We start from the raw sequence: 13677 nt of genomic DNA, 5'->3' as shown, positions 1-13677 counted from the left end.
CGAAAGTCGTTGCACCAGTTGAAAGTAGGTTTGCGAAATGTATGCACTCGTCATCGTCCGGTACCGACTTCCGCTGGAAGAAGTCGATGAAGCACTCAGGGAAGCGCACCGCGAGTATCTGCGCGGCTTGAAGAAGCAAGGTCTGCTGATCGCCTCGGGCCCGTTCCAGCCGCATTTCGGCGGCGGGTTCCTGCTGCGCGTACCCGATGTCGAGACCCTGGATCGAATCCGCGACCACGATCCGTTCACCGAGTTCAAGATCGGGCAGTACGAGATCCTGGTCTGGGACGTCAAGACCGGCGTCGAGGACCTCGACCGAATCGCCTGATCACATCACCATCGAGGAGACAGCATGCCACTGATCAGGGACGTCGAGGCCCCCCGTTTCAGCAACGACCACGCTTCCTTCGTCGGCTTGGCCGCACCCAGCCGCGGCTCGACCGAGAACTGCGCCTGGCGGCTGACCCTGAATCCGGGTGTGGACGCGCCACCGCATGCGCTCGACCGCGAGGAGATCTTCATCGCCCTGTCGGGCACCCTCCGGGTGACGATGGGGGAGCAGACGCTCACCGTCGAGTCCGGAGATGCCTTGGTGGTGCCCGCATTTCAGCAGTTCGCCCTGTCCAATCCGGGTGATGAGCCGTTCGAGGCCATCGTGATCCTCCCCGTGGGCGGGCAGGGTCTGATTCCCGGTCAGGATCCGGTCGTCGCCCCCTGGGCGCGCTGACCGGGCCCGGACGAGGGTCCCGAGCCGAGTTGCCAGTGGCGGTCGAGGAACTCGCCGATTCGGTCGGTCGCGGCGATGGCTTCGGGGGTGTCGCGCATCGCCTGATAGACGTGCGGCAGGTCGGGAGCGACCTCGAGGGTCACGTCGACACCGGCCGCGTCGGCCTTGGCGGCGAAGCGCTCGGAGTCGCTGAGCACGACTTCGGCCGAACCCACCTGGACCAGGGTCGGCGGGAGACCCGCCAAGTCGGCGAAAAGCGGTGAGACCGCGGGGGATCGGGGATCGGTGCCCGCCAGGTAGCGCGCGAAGATGCCGTGGATCATCGCGGGGGTGAAGATGGGGTCCACGCCGTCCTGTTCGACCATGGATGCTCCGGAGCCGGACAGATCGAGGGCGGGGGAGAGGAACACCGCGGCCGTCGGCTGCTCCTCGCCCCGCTCCCGAAGGGCGAGTATCAGCCCGAGCAGCAGATTCGCGCCAGCCGAATCACCGGCCACGGCAATCGAATTCGCGGGCACACCCTGGTCCTCGCGCAGCCAGCGCCAGATCGCGAGCACATCCTGCGGGCCCGCCGGATACGGGTGTTCGGGCGCGAGCCGATACTCGGGAAACAGTACGCGCGCTCGACCGGCTCGCCCGATGCGCGTGGCCAGTTCCCCGTGACTGCGCGCGGACCCCAGCGCGAACCCGGCGCCGTGCACGAACAACAGCACGCGATCGGGGCGGGCGTCCGCGCCGTCGAGCCAGAACCCCGGCACCGGGGAATCGGAAATCGGCTGTGCGACAACATCATCGGCCATCGGATACGGCGGCAGGCCGGTCAGGGTGAAGTGCTCGCGCATGACGTCGAGCGGAGGCGGCGCGGCGGCGCGGTCGACCATGCGAAGACGCAATCGGTCGATCATCTCCCGCATTTCCGGACTCACCATCGGACTCCTTTCCTACGACCAAGGACATCCGGTCGCATAAGTTCGGGTTAACCGCAAGATTCGATAGCGAGAATGTTGCGGATGCTCGGAAGACTCAGTCTAGGGTCGTTTCCGAAACCGATCGGGGGACGGAACGCGCCACGGTAGGGGGCATTTGACGCCATGCCTCCGGAGTCGCGTGTGCGGCGTCACCACCACAGTTGTCCCGGCGAAAATCGCTCGGCGGCAGCCCGTTCCAGCGGAGAAACGCGCGGCGCAGCGTCCTGACGTCGCTGTATCCGAGTCGCGCCGCCACCGAACTGATCGGAAGATCGGTGTTGCGCAGCAGATTCACCGCATGGTCGTATCGGACCGCCTCGACCTCGTCGCGCCAGGTGGTGCCCTGTTCCTGCAACCGGCGCTGAATCGTGCGCGGACCCACCGCGAGCCGATCCGCGACCCAGCGCAGGTCTGTCGTGCCGTGCAGCATGGATTCGTGAATCACGCTGCGCAGCGTGCTGTTCCAATCTCCCGCGACCCGAAACGACGACATGAGCAGCTCGGCGTAGTGCCGGTGCACGCGAGCCTGGTGCGGGTCGCTGTCGATCGGAAGATCGGCGGCGTCGAGAAAGGACATCTCCGGGTGGGGAGCGCCGAACTCGATTCTGCGAGTGCCGAATACCTCGACCAGGTGTTCGTGCGTGCGGGGCGCGTCCTGGGTGAGCCTGACCCGAACGGGGACCAGCGGTACCCCGGTGGCTTCGCGCGCCCGGCGCAGCATGAGCGCGAGCGTGAACTCCTCACGAGCCGGAATGACGGCCGCGGGCGACGGGGCGGTGGCCTCGCGAATGGTGAGCAGCCCGCCGTCCACGATGATCGCCCCGCCCGCGGTCGGACTGGCCACCAGGGGCCGGAATTCGTGCACGGTGCGAAGACTCTCGGCGAGGGTCGCCCCGGTGGCGAACAGGTAGTCCCACACTCCGAAGCAACCGCGCTCGGAGGCGGCCGACATCGCCGAACCGACTCCGTCCCCGCCGATCTCATCGATCAGCTGCCATGCCTGCCCCACCGGCCCCGCGGGAATCCGAACGAGCTCCTCCCCGAACACCCCCACATCCAGCCCCGGGATACCGCGAAGCAGTCCGGCCGGAACCCCCACCCGCACCGCATGGGAATAGATGGGCGCGGCGGTACGAGCCGGAACAGTGCCTTCGAACATTCGGCGGAATATACCGCCGGTCGGCTCAGAACATACCGTGCGGATGGGGGAGGGGGTCGGGGACGGGTTGGACGACGTCCCAGTGCTCGACCACGAGGCCGTCGCGCAGACGCCACAGGTCGACGATCGCCATATCGGTTCCGGCGACGGTCAGGCGGACGTGCACGGCCACCAGATCGTCGTCGGCGAGCACGCGCACCACCTCCTGGTCCGCGGTGGCGAGCGCCTGCCCGGCCGGGGTGGCGAAGAAGTCGCGGAACGCCTGCTTGCCGGTGCCGGTCGCCGGATCGTGGGGCACGCGCGGGTTGTGGGAGACGAATTCGTCGTGCAGTAGGGCGAATCCGGCCTCCAGGTCTCCGGCGGCCACATGGCGGTAGAGGTCACGCACCACGGTGCGGTTGACCTCGGTGCGGGTGTCTTGCTGGTCGATGCTCACGGAATCCGTCCTTTCGAAAGCCAAAGGGGTGCTACCGGAATGACGGATCGCCGGGCACCCGCGTCACGCGTGACGTTCGACCGGCCCGTACCGTCGATCAGGTATGAGCGTGGATTTCGAACAGCACCGCACCGAACTCTTCGCGGCGGCCTACCGCATGCTGGGCAGCCGCGCCGACGCCGACGACGTGCTGCAGGAGGCGTGGCTGCGCTGGCAGCGCGTGGATCACGACACCGTCGCCCAGCCGCGCGCCTACCTGTTCCGCCTGGTCTCCCGGCTCGCCATCGACCAGCTGCGCAAGGTCCGGGCGCGGCGCGAGACCTATATCGGCCCCTGGCTACCCGAACCGCTGCTCACCGGCCCCGACTCCGATCTCGAACTCGCCGAATCGGTTTCGATGGCGCTGCTGGTGGTCCTGGAATCGCTGGACCCCGCCGAACGCGTCGCCTTCGTCCTGCACGGGGCCTTCGGCTTCGAACATGCCGAGATCGCCGACCTCCTCGGCCGCACCGAACGCGCCACCCGCCAACTCGTCTACCGAGCTCGCAAGCATCTCGAATCCCGCCGCCCCCGCCACCGCGCCGCCCCCGACGAACACCGCGCCCTCACCGAACGCTTCCTTTCCGCCGCGGCAAACGGCGACCTCACCCTCCTCACCCACCTCCTCGCCCCCGACGTCGTCTTCCGCGCCGACGCGAACGGCACCTCCGAAACCCCGCGCGAACCCCTGCGCGGCCGCTCGACGGTGACCGCCTACCTCTGCTCGGTCACCTGGGCCTGGCCCCCCACCCTCACCCCCCGCTTCGCCGAAATCAACGGCGCCCCAACCGCAATCCTCCACAAAGCGAATTCAACCTGGGCAGTCCTATCCCTGGACCTCACCCCCCACAACCAAATCCAAGCCATCCACCTAATCCTCAACCCCGCCAAACTAACCAACCTCCCCTGATGTTCGAATCGACGAGCATGCAATCCAGCAGGCAAACGCCGAGAAGAGCCCTGCTCGATTGCATTCTCGTGGAGTGCGGGTCCAGGTCGACCACTCCTGGTGGCAGCGGTCCAGATGCCTGCCCCGACGGTTAAGCTCGTGCGGTGAATTCAGCCCATGCCGCAGCCGGGAGTCGCAGCAGTCGTGTCGGGGGGTTTCTGAGGGAGAATCTGCCGATGTTGCTGGTGGCGGGGGTGCTGGTGGTGGCCGTCGTGTTTCTCGCCTGGGATCGGTGGCGGCGGGGGACGTTCTTCTTCGGCGGGGCGGCGCTGTTGGGGGCGGCGCTGCGGTTGATTCTGCCGTCCGATCGGGCGGGGCTGCTCGCGGTGCGCAGCAAGGGGTTCGATGTCGCGTGGCTGACGGTGCTGGGCGGCGCGATCATCGCGCTGGCCGCGACCATCAGCAGCCTCGGCGTCACGTAGGACGCGTCGAGGTCGGGGCCGCGACCGAAGGGTCGCGGCGCTGAGATCTGATCGGGGATTGCTGATTAAACCGAGGTGATGCGGCGGCCGAGTTCCCGGCGTAATACTTCCTGGTCGGGAAGTCGGTGTAGGACGCGGAGTATGGCCGGGCGGAGTTCACGCTGCTCGTCCTCGGAGAGCAGATCGACGAGATCGCGGAGATCCATGTCATCGAATGCGGCGGTCATAGCTGAATACATTACGACCGCCGGGCCCGGAGCACACGTATTCGAGGCGAGCGGTTACCGATGTGTCATATGCGCGAAACCGGAAGCGCGTCAGGACAATTCACGCGAAACAGCCACGATACGCGCGGTAACGCGCTGCCGTTGCGGCAGCGGAAATGCAGCGGAATTGCAGCGGTTGTTCAGCGACCGGACTCGCGCTGGGCGCGGGCCAGATCCATCGTCTCGAGCACCAGCTTGCCGACCGCCTCGAACTCGGTCAGAAAGCCGTCGTGGCCGTCCTTGGAGTGGATGACCTCGAGCCCCTTGGAACCGGGCAGCAGATCGGCCAGCTCCTGCTGGGTGCGCAGCGGGTAGAGCCGATCGGAGTCGACCCCGCCGACCACGCACGGCACCGGCGTCGATGCCAGCGCCGCCTCGACGCCGCCGCGCCCGCGGCCCACGTCGTGGCGGTTCATGGCCTCGCTGAGCAGCACATAGGTGGCCGGATCGAAGCGCGAGATCAGCTTGTCCGCCTGGTACTCCAGATAGCTCTGCACCGCGTAGCGCCCACCCGCCCGGGGATCCTCATTGCCCTGGGCGTGGTTCTCGAACCGGTGGTCCAGCTCGAACTCGGTGCGGTAGGTCAGGTGCGCGATGCGCCGGGCGATACCCATTCCGGCCATGGGCGCGCGCCCGGTGCCGTGATAGTTGCCGCCCTGCCAGTTCGGATCGGCCTTGATGGCGGCCTGCTGGGTGGTCTGGGTGCCGATCTGGTCGGCGGTGGCGCGCGCGCCGACCGCCAACACCAGCGCCGCGCCCACGCGCTGCGGGCTGCCGACCATCCACTCCAGCACCCGCATGCCACCCATCGACCCGCCGAGCACCGCGGCCAGCCGCTCGATGCCGAGCAGATCGAACAGCTTGGCCTCCGCGGTCACCTGATCGCGGATCGAGATCTCGGGAAACCGTGCGCCCCAAGGCTTTCCGTCCGGGGCCAGCGAGGCCGGGCCGGTGCTGCCCTTACAGCCGCCCAGCACATTGGTGGCGATGACACACCATTCGCGGGTGTCCACCGGTGCACCGGGACCGACAATGCCGTCCCACCACCCGGGCTGGCTGTGGTGCACGTCGGCGGGGCCCACCACATGCGAATCACCGGTCAGCGCGTGCTCGACGAGCACCACGTTGTCGGCGTTCTCGGAAAGTTCGCCCCACCGTTGCACGGCCAGCGTTACATCGGGGATGACGGCTCCGGACTCGAGCTCCACATCCCCGATGGCAATGCTCGCGAGCGTCCCGTCCGGCGGCGGCAGCAACAGCTCGGCCGCGTGACGGGACGTCCTCGATTCGATGTTCACGGTCAACTTGCCGCCGCCGTCAGTCCGGCGCGCAGATCCGCCAGGATGTCGCCGATGCCCTCGATGCCCACGGCCAAACGCACCAGACCAGGCGTGACGCCGGAAGCCAACTGCTCGGCGGGCGTCAGCTGGGAGTGCGTGGTGGAGGCCGGATGGATGACGAGCGAGCGCACATCCCCGATGTTAGCGACATGGCTGTGCAGCACCAGCGCCTCCACGAACTTCTTGCCCGCGTCCACGCCACCGGCCAGTTCGAACGACACGATGGCACCGACACCCTTGGGTGCCAGCTGTTTGCCACGCTCGAACCAGGGCGAGTCGGGAAGGCCCGCGTAGTACACCTTCTCGACGCCCGGCTGCCCGGCGAGGAATTCCGCCACCGCCTGCGCGTTGGCCACGTGCCGCTCGATACGCAGGCTCAGCGTCTCGATGCCCTGCGCGATGAGGAAGGCGTTGAACGGCGAGACCGCCGCGCCCAGATCGCGCAGCAGTTGCACGCGCGCCTTGAGCGCGTAGGCGGGCGCGCCGAGATCGGCGAAGACCGCGCCGTGGTAGCTCGGATCGGGGGTGGTGAAGCCCGGGAAGCGGGACTCGCCCGCTTCGTTCCGCACGGTCCAATCGAACGTGCCGCCGTCCACGATCACACCGGCGACCGCCGAACCGTGTCCGCCCAAATACTTGGTGGCCGAATGCACGACGATGTCCGCGCCCAGCTTCAGCGGCTGGATCAGGTACGGGGTGGCGACGGTGTTGTCGACGATGAGCGGCACACCGGCAGCGTGCGCGACCTCCGCGATCCCCGGAATGTCCAGGATCGAGCTGGACGGATTGGCAACGGTCTCACCGTAGAACGCCTTGGTGTTCGGCCGCACGGCCGCGCGCCACTGCTCGAGATCATCGGGATCGTCGACGAAGCTGACCTCGATGCCCAGCTTGGGCAGCGAGTAGTGCAGCAGGTTGTAGGTGCCGCCGTAGAGATGCGGGCTGGCCACGATGTGGTCGCCCGCCTCGGCCAGATTCAGGATCGCGTAGGTCTCCGCCGCCTGCCCGGAGGCCAGCAGCAACGCCGCGACACCGCCTTCGAGGGCGGCGATGCGCTGTTCCACCGCGTCCTGGGTGGGGTTCATGATGCGGGTGTAGATATTGCCCGGCTCGGCGAGACCGAACAGCGCGGCGGCGTGATCGGTGTCGCGGAAGGCGTAGGACGTGGTCTGGTAGATGGGCAGGGCGCGGGCTCCGGTGGCCGAATCGGGGGCCTGCCCGGCGTGAATCTGCTTGGTCTCGAAGGACCAGTTGGCCGGGTCGAGGGTGTCGTCAGCCCCAACGGCCGCGGGCGCGGTCGAGTCACTCATGTGTTCTGCTCCAAAAACAAGGTCGCCGAATGGCGGAAGTTTGACGTTATCGAGAAGCGAATGGGCTTCGACAACAACACATTTCGGTAGACCTCCTAGGTGCGCTTGCGTTCGTCCTTCGAACGCCCGGTCCTCACCCGGAGCACCCCACCGCAGCTGGAGGGTTGCCGATCAGCTAGCCGGGGCTTGACGCTGATGCTCTTGACCTGTTGCGAGATTCTAGCGGGCGGAGGCCGCCGTCTCCGAAGTGGGGCTCGCCACAGTCGATCCGCAGCAGACCCGGCGGAACTCGTGGAAGGCGGCCAGCACATTGTCGGCGAGGGAGCGCGCGGTCATCGCGGTCGTGCAGTCCGGGAACTCGGAGTCGGAGTCGAACTCGCACTCCATGCCCACGCGCACGATGCCGTGCCAGGTGGCGGCGATGAGCCGGACGGTGAGGTGATCCTCCGGCAGCTGCAGTCGCTCGGCGAGCACCTCGGTCATGGCGCGGGTCTTGGTATCGGCCGACTCCATGCTGAGCGCGCGCACCGCGACGCTGTCGCGGGAGATGCGCTGCATTTGCTGGAACCACCGAAACGGCACGGGCGCATCGGATTCGATGATCTGGTCGACCACCGCGAGGAAGGCGGCGAGCAGCGCTTCCATCTCGTCGCCGGTGACGGGCTGGGCGCGCAGGGCGTCGGCGAGGGCCTGACCCCAGCCCTCGATGGGCGCGATGACGATCGCTTCCTTGCTGTCGAAGTACCGGTTCACGGTGCGCGGTGAGACATCCGCGGCGTCGGCGATCTGCTCGACGGTGGTCGCGTCGAAGCCCTGCTCATCGCACAGCTTCAGGGCGACGTCGATGATCCGGGTCCGCGTCTGCTGCTTCTTGCGCTCGCGCAACCCGGGGCGGTCGGCATGGACGCCGGGGCGGTGACGCGAGATCACACCGATGTGACTTGACAACTCCGACATGACTCCATCTTAGGGCCTTAATGGTCCGGACTGTCCCGATATGACAACTGTCGCACCGCGACAAATTTCCCTTGACGCCAAATGTCGGTGGGGGCCAGTATGGTGAAAGCTGCCTTCGAACCCCAGAGGAGAGGCTCATGACCGTAGCGACGGACGCTCTCGGTACCGACGAAACAGCAAGTCCCGCAAAAGACTCCAGGCGCTGGTGGGCGCTCGCCGTGATCGCGATGGCGCAGCTCATGGTGGTCCTGGACGCCACGATCGTCACCATTGCCATGCCCTTCGCGCAGCAGGATCTGCACATCAGCGATGGCGACAAGCAGTGGATCTTCACCGCTTACACCCTGATTTTCGGCGGCCTGCTGCTGCTCGGCGGCCGCCTCGCCGACTACCTGGGCCGCCGCCGGATCCTCATGGTCGGCCTGATCGGCTTCGCCGCGGCCTCGGCGCTGGCCGGTCTCGCGCAGAGCCAGGTCGAACTCTTCGCGGGCCGCGCGTTGCAGGGCGCGTTCGGCGCGCTGCTGGCCCCGGCCGCGCTGTCGCTGGTGTCGGTGACCTTCACCGAGGCCAAGGAGCGCGCTCGCGCGTTCGGTGTGTTCGCGGGCGTGTCCGCGGCGGGCGCGGCGCTGGGCCTGATCGCCGGTGGCGCGCTCGTCGAGTACGCGAACTGGCGTTGGTCGCTGCTGGTCAACACCCCGGTCGCGCTGCTGGCGCTGGTCGGCGCGTTCGCCTTCGTGATCAAGGATGTGCCCGCACCCCGCACCGGCGGCTACGACCTGCCGGGCGCGGTCACCGTCACCCTGGGTCTGATCTCCATCGTCTACGGCTTCAGCCGCGCGGCCTCCGACGGCTGGACGGCCTCCCTCACACTGGCGCTGTTCATCGCGGGTGTGGCCTTGCTGGCGGCCTTCGTGGCGATCGAGAAGCGGACCGCGAATCCGCTGCTGCCGCTGCGCATTCCGGGTGAGATCAACCGCGGCGGGTCGTATCTGATCGCGCTGCTGGTGCCCATCGCCATGTTCGCCATGTTCTTGAACCTGAGCTTCTACCTGCAGATCGTGGAGCACTACTCGGCGCTCAAGACGGGTGTGGCGTTCCTGCCCTTCCCGGCCGGGATCGTGGTGTCGGCGGGTATCGCCTCGGCGGTGCTGCCCAAGATCGGCCCGCGGCCGCTGATGCTGGCGGGTTCGGTGCTCGGCGCGGCGGGTCTGCTGTGGCTGTCGCGGCTCGAGTTCGGTGACAGCTACGCCAGCGCCCTGCTGCCCGCCATGATCCTGATCGCGCTCGGCATGGGCTTCCTGTTCGTGTCCATGCAGACCACGGCGCTGCATCAGGTCGAGGCCGAGGATTCGGGTGTGGCCAGCGCCCTGCTGAACGCGGCGCAGCAGGTCGGCGGTTCGATCGGCACGGCTCTGCTGACCACCATTTCGGTGCAGGTGGCGCAGCGGTATGTGCGCAATAACGCGACCATCGACCATGTGATGGAGCGGGCCTCGATCCACTCCTACGACATCGCATTCCTGATCGGCGCGGTTTTCTTCCTGCTCTGCATTCCGATCGCGGCGTTCATGATCCGGGACAAGCCGGAGAATCTGCTCGAAGGCGATGAGCACGCGGTGCATGTGGGCGTCTGACCGCGCCGGGCACGTGGGCGTCTGAGCAGCGAAAAAATATATCCGTGGGCGATGGCAACGGGCTTGCCATCGCCCACGGCTTTTTCGCATGCTGGGAAGTGCGGAAAGTCACCCGAAAAGCTACTTATCGGTAACCGCACTGAATTCCCGCACAGCGGGGGCCGCCCGCGCGGTGAGATCGATAGCAGCAGTACGCTTGTCTTGCTTGACGCCACAGCGTGCGTGGACCTGGCACCACAGGCCCCGTGCCGAGCGCCATGCGTATACGTTGTCTGTTGAACAGCTGGGGTCCGCTACAAGCGGTGCTCACCGGCCGTGCAATGGGAGCACCACCTTCCTAGGAGGACACGAAGATCCATGTCCAAGATCAAGGTTGAAGGGACCGTCGTCGAGCTCGATGGCGACGAGATGACCCGGATCATCTGGCAGTTCATCAAGGACAAGCTGATCAATCCGTATCTCGATGTGAACCTCGAGTACTACGACCTCGGCATCGAATACCGGGACAAGACCGATGATCAGGTCACCATCGACGCCGCCAACGCCATCAAGAAGCACGGCGTGGGCGTGAAGTGCGCGACGATCACCCCCGATGAGGCCCGCGTCAAGGAATTCGGGCTGAAGAAGATGTGGCGGTCGCCGAACGGCACCATCCGCAACATCCTCGGTGGCACCATCTTCCGCGCGCCGATCATCATCTCGAATGTTCCGCGTCTGGTTCCGGGCTGGACCAAGCCGATCATCATCGGCCGCCACGCCTTCGGCGACCAGTACCGCGCCACCGATTTCAAGGTGCATCAGGCGGGCACCGTCACCCTGACCTTCACCCCGGAGGACGGCTCCGAGCCGATCGTCCAGGAAGTCGTGAAGATGCCCGAAGAGGGCGGCGTCGTGATGGGCATGTACAACTTCCAGGAGTCCATCCGGGACTTCGCGCGGGCCTCGCTGAATTACGGCCTGCAGCAGAACTACCCGGTGTACATGTCGACGAAGAACACCATCCTCAAGGCGTACGACGGCATGTTCAAGGACACCTTCCAGGAGGTGTACGAGACCGAGTTCAAGGACGAGTTCGACGCGGCCGGTCTCACCTACGAGCACCGCCTCATCGACGACATGGTCGCCTCCGCGCTCAAGTGGGAGGGCGGCTACGTCTGGGCCTGCAAGAACTACGACGGCGACGTGCAGTCCGACACCGTGGCGCAGGGCTTCGGCTCGCTGGGTCTGATGACCTCCGTGCTGCTGACCCCGGACGGCCGCACCTGTGAGGCCGAGGCGGCGCACGGCACCGTGACCCGCCACTACCGCCAGCACCAGCAGGGCAAGCCCACCTCCACCAACCCGATCGCCTCGATCTTCGCGTGGACGCGTGGCCTGGCCCACCGCGGCAAGCTGGACAACACCCCCGAGGTGATCGGCTTCGCCCAGACCCTCGAGGATGTCGTCATCAAGACGGTCGAGTCCGGCCAGATGACGAAGGACCTCGCGCTCCTCGTCGGCGGCGACCAGGGCTACCTGACCACCGAGGAGTTCCTCGGCGTACTGGACGCCAACCTCGCTCGCGAACTGCGCTGACAGCGCGAAGCACCAACGATGGGGCCGGGACCACAGTCCCGGCCAATACATCGCCCCGCACCACCCGGGCACCTGCCCCCACCAAACCCGGTGGGCGAGCGGGTGCCCGATCTGTTTTCCGCCCCACGAGCAGGGTGCGAGGTGGGGGTGTTGAAGCGGGTTGTGGGGGAGGGGAGTTGATCATGGAATGGTCATGATCGGGGCGGGAGGATGGGGGGCCGCCACGGTTTGCGAGGGGTGACCGTGGCGGTGGTATGTCGTAAGGGTGGTTAACGCGGGGTGGGGGGCTGCGCAATATTGGGGCGATGGTCGCGGGATTTCGGCGCGGGGGTCGCGGCGGTGAAGGAGGAGTTGTGTCTGGTCTCGGTCGGGATTTGCGGCAGGTGGTGCGGGGGCGGGTGTTGGTGCCTGGGGAGGAGGGGTTCGAGGAGGCCGGGGCGGCTTGGAATTTGGCTGTGCGGCAGCGGGTTTCGGCGGTGGTGGAAGTAGCTGACGCGGCTGATGCGGCGGGGCTGGTGCGGTTCGCGGCGGCGGCGGAGGTGTCGTTGAGTACGCGGGCGACGGGGCATAGTCCGTCGGCGGCGGCGGATGGGACCGTGTTGGTGACTACGCGGGCGCTGGATGAGGTCGAGATCGATGTGGCCTCGCGGGTGGCGCGGGTGGGTGCCGGGGTGGCGTGGCAGCCGGTGTTGGAGCGGGCCGCGGTGCACGGATTGGCCGGGGCCTGTGGGAGTTCCGCGGTGGTGGGGGTGGCCGGGTACACCCTCGGCGGTGGTGTCGGGTGGTTCGCGCGCAGTCGCGGTTATGCCGCGCACGCGGTGCGGGCGCTGAATGTGGTGACCGCCGATGGTGATCGGCGGCGGGTGACCGCGGAGTCGAATCCCGACCTGTTCTGGGCCTTGCGCGGCGGTGGCGGCGATTTCGCGTTGGTGACCGGGCTGGAGTTCGAATTGTTCGACGCGCCGGAGCTTTTCGGCGGTCGCATGCTGTGGCCCGCGGAGCGGAGCGCGGCGGTGATCGCCGCATTCCAGGAGGCCACCGCGGAAGCAGAAGCGGGACTGAGCCTTTGGCTGACGCTGATCCAATTCCCGCCGTTCCCACAGGTTCCCGAGCCGCTGCGCGGTCAGGCCATGGTGGCGGTCGACGTGGTCGCGGTGGGTGCGGTCACCGGGCCGTTGCGTCGATTCGACGAGATCGCGGGGCTGGTGCTCGACACCCGGCGGCCGTTGGACGCCGCGCAGGTCGGCGAGGTCTGCATGGAGCCGACCGACCCCGCTCCGGCGCGGGTGCGCGGCGAGCTGCTCACCGATTTCTCCGCGGAGGTCGGTGAGGCGCTGCTGGCGGCCGCCGCGCCGCAGGGCAGCGTGGGTCCGCTCGCCCTCGTCCAGATCCGGCACCTCGGTGGCGCGCTGGCCACCCCGCCCGCCGACGCGGGGTGCGCGGGCGGCATTGCCGAGCCGTATCTGCTCTCGCTACTCGGCCCCGCCCCGACTCCGGAATTCGAGGCGCTCGTCGTCGAGCGCCAGGCGGCGGTCGTGGACGCGATGCGCCCGCACCTGAGCGGTCGGAAACCGTTCACCTACCTGGATTCCGGCGAGAACCCCGCGGCCGTCTTCGACACCGAGACCCTGGCCAGGCTGCGGGATATCAAGGCCCGCCGCGATCCGGATGGCCTGTTCCGCAGTAACTTTCCCGTCGCCCCGCCCCTGGGCGAGGCCGATCCCAGTTGGGCCGCGGCACCGGCGACCGTCTGATCCGGTCGGCACGATTCCCCGGGACCGGGTCGCCGCCGGGATGCGGCGCGGGTCGCGGGGAGTGAGCCGGCCCATCATTCGGGCCGGTCGGTGAGTGAAATCACCGGACTGGACGGTATCGCGACCATTCGCCGATGTGTT

The 13677-nt window shown here is 67.4% G+C and carries 14 protein-coding genes and 1 riboswitch; of the genes, 7 read left to right on the top strand and 7 right to left on the bottom strand.

Annotated features, from left to right (window positions below):
* The first annotated feature begins 37 nt into the window (after positions 1-37).
* The gene (locus VMT65_RS17770) at positions 38-328 is read left to right on the top strand and encodes a YciI family protein (RefSeq protein WP_326309391.1); all 291 of its coding nucleotides are present in this window, start codon (positions 38-40) and stop codon (positions 326-328) included.
* 24 nt (positions 329-352) lie between these two features.
* The gene (locus VMT65_RS17765) at positions 353-727 is read left to right on the top strand and encodes a cupin domain-containing protein (RefSeq protein ID WP_326309390.1); all 375 of its coding nucleotides are present in this window, start codon (positions 353-355) and stop codon (positions 725-727) included.
* On the opposite strand, the gene VMT65_RS17760 is transcribed toward VMT65_RS17765, so the two are convergent.
* The 3 genes from VMT65_RS17760 to VMT65_RS17750 all read right to left on the bottom strand — a co-directional run bounded on the left by VMT65_RS17760 (position 694) and on the right by VMT65_RS17750 (position 3290).
* Positions 694-1656 carry an alpha/beta hydrolase gene (locus VMT65_RS17760; RefSeq protein ID WP_326309389.1) on the bottom strand — a complete coding sequence of 321 codons (963 nt, stop codon included), beginning with the start codon at positions 1654-1656 and terminating at the stop codon, positions 694-696. The two genes, VMT65_RS17765 and VMT65_RS17760, sit on opposite strands and share 34 nt — an antisense overlap.
* A gap of 94 nt (positions 1657-1750) precedes the next feature.
* Positions 1751-2854 carry an AraC family transcriptional regulator gene (locus VMT65_RS17755; RefSeq protein WP_326309388.1) on the bottom strand — a complete coding sequence of 368 codons (1104 nt, stop codon included), beginning with the start codon at positions 2852-2854 and terminating at the stop codon, positions 1751-1753.
* 25 nt (positions 2855-2879) lie between these two features.
* Positions 2880-3290: a nuclear transport factor 2 family protein gene (locus tag VMT65_RS17750; protein WP_326309387.1), complete on the bottom strand. Its 411-nt coding sequence runs from the start codon at positions 3288-3290 to the stop codon at positions 2880-2882.
* Positions 3291-3393: 103 nt separating this feature from the next.
* On the opposite strand from VMT65_RS17750, the gene sigJ reads away from it, so the two are divergent.
* Both sigJ and VMT65_RS17740 read left to right on the top strand, forming a co-directional pair.
* Entirely contained in the window at positions 3394-4239 is an 846-nt protein-coding gene (sigJ, locus tag VMT65_RS17745) for an RNA polymerase sigma factor SigJ (protein WP_326309386.1), read from the top strand.
* A 215-nt stretch (positions 4240-4454) separates the two neighbouring features.
* Positions 4455-4700 carry a DUF3017 domain-containing protein gene (locus VMT65_RS17740; protein WP_326309385.1) on the top strand — a complete coding sequence of 82 codons (246 nt, stop codon included), beginning with the start codon at positions 4455-4457 and terminating at the stop codon, positions 4698-4700.
* Between the two features lie 65 nt (positions 4701-4765).
* Here VMT65_RS17740 and VMT65_RS17735 read toward each other — a convergent pair whose 3' ends face one another.
* From VMT65_RS17735 to VMT65_RS17720, 4 genes are all read right to left on the bottom strand, one after another.
* Positions 4766-4927, bottom strand: coding sequence for a hypothetical protein (locus tag VMT65_RS17735; RefSeq protein WP_167659831.1), 162 nt, complete (start codon positions 4925-4927; stop codon positions 4766-4768).
* A 179-nt stretch (positions 4928-5106) separates the two neighbouring features.
* Positions 5107-6270, bottom strand: coding sequence for a homoserine O-acetyltransferase MetX (metX, locus tag VMT65_RS17730; protein ID WP_442790261.1), 1164 nt, complete (start codon positions 6268-6270; stop codon positions 5107-5109).
* Positions 6267-7616, bottom strand: coding sequence for a bifunctional o-acetylhomoserine/o-acetylserine sulfhydrylase (locus tag VMT65_RS17725; protein ID WP_326309384.1), 1350 nt, complete (start codon positions 7614-7616; stop codon positions 6267-6269). Before VMT65_RS17725 ends, metX begins: the two co-directional genes overlap by 4 nt.
* Positions 7617-7712: 96 nt before the next feature.
* A riboswitch (SAM riboswitch) is annotated at positions 7713-7823 on the bottom strand.
* 12 nt (positions 7824-7835) lie between these two features.
* Entirely contained in the window at positions 7836-8573 is a 738-nt protein-coding gene (locus tag VMT65_RS17720; RefSeq protein ID WP_326309383.1) for a TetR/AcrR family transcriptional regulator, read from the bottom strand.
* Between the two features lie 137 nt (positions 8574-8710).
* Between VMT65_RS17720 and VMT65_RS17715 the strand changes: the two genes are divergently transcribed.
* The 3 genes from VMT65_RS17715 (at position 8711) to VMT65_RS17705 (ending at position 13536) form a co-directional block, all read left to right on the top strand.
* Positions 8711-10207: an MFS transporter gene (locus tag VMT65_RS17715; protein ID WP_326309382.1), complete on the top strand. Its 1497-nt coding sequence runs from the start codon at positions 8711-8713 to the stop codon at positions 10205-10207.
* Between the two features lie 357 nt (positions 10208-10564).
* Positions 10565-11782 carry an NADP-dependent isocitrate dehydrogenase gene (locus VMT65_RS17710; protein WP_326309381.1) on the top strand — a complete coding sequence of 406 codons (1218 nt, stop codon included), beginning with the start codon at positions 10565-10567 and terminating at the stop codon, positions 11780-11782.
* A 353-nt stretch (positions 11783-12135) separates the two neighbouring features.
* Positions 12136-13536, top strand: a complete 1401-nt coding sequence (locus tag VMT65_RS17705; protein ID WP_326309380.1) for an FAD-binding oxidoreductase — start codon at positions 12136-12138, stop codon at positions 13534-13536.
* Positions 13537-13677 lie beyond the last annotated feature (141 nt).

This window comes from Nocardia sp. CDC153, assembly GCF_035818515.1.
In the GTDB taxonomy this organism is placed as follows: domain Bacteria; phylum Actinomycetota; class Actinomycetes; order Mycobacteriales; family Mycobacteriaceae; genus Nocardia.
The sequence above is the reverse complement of the archived record's forward strand: the minus strand, read 5'-3'. Positions and strand labels throughout refer to the sequence as shown.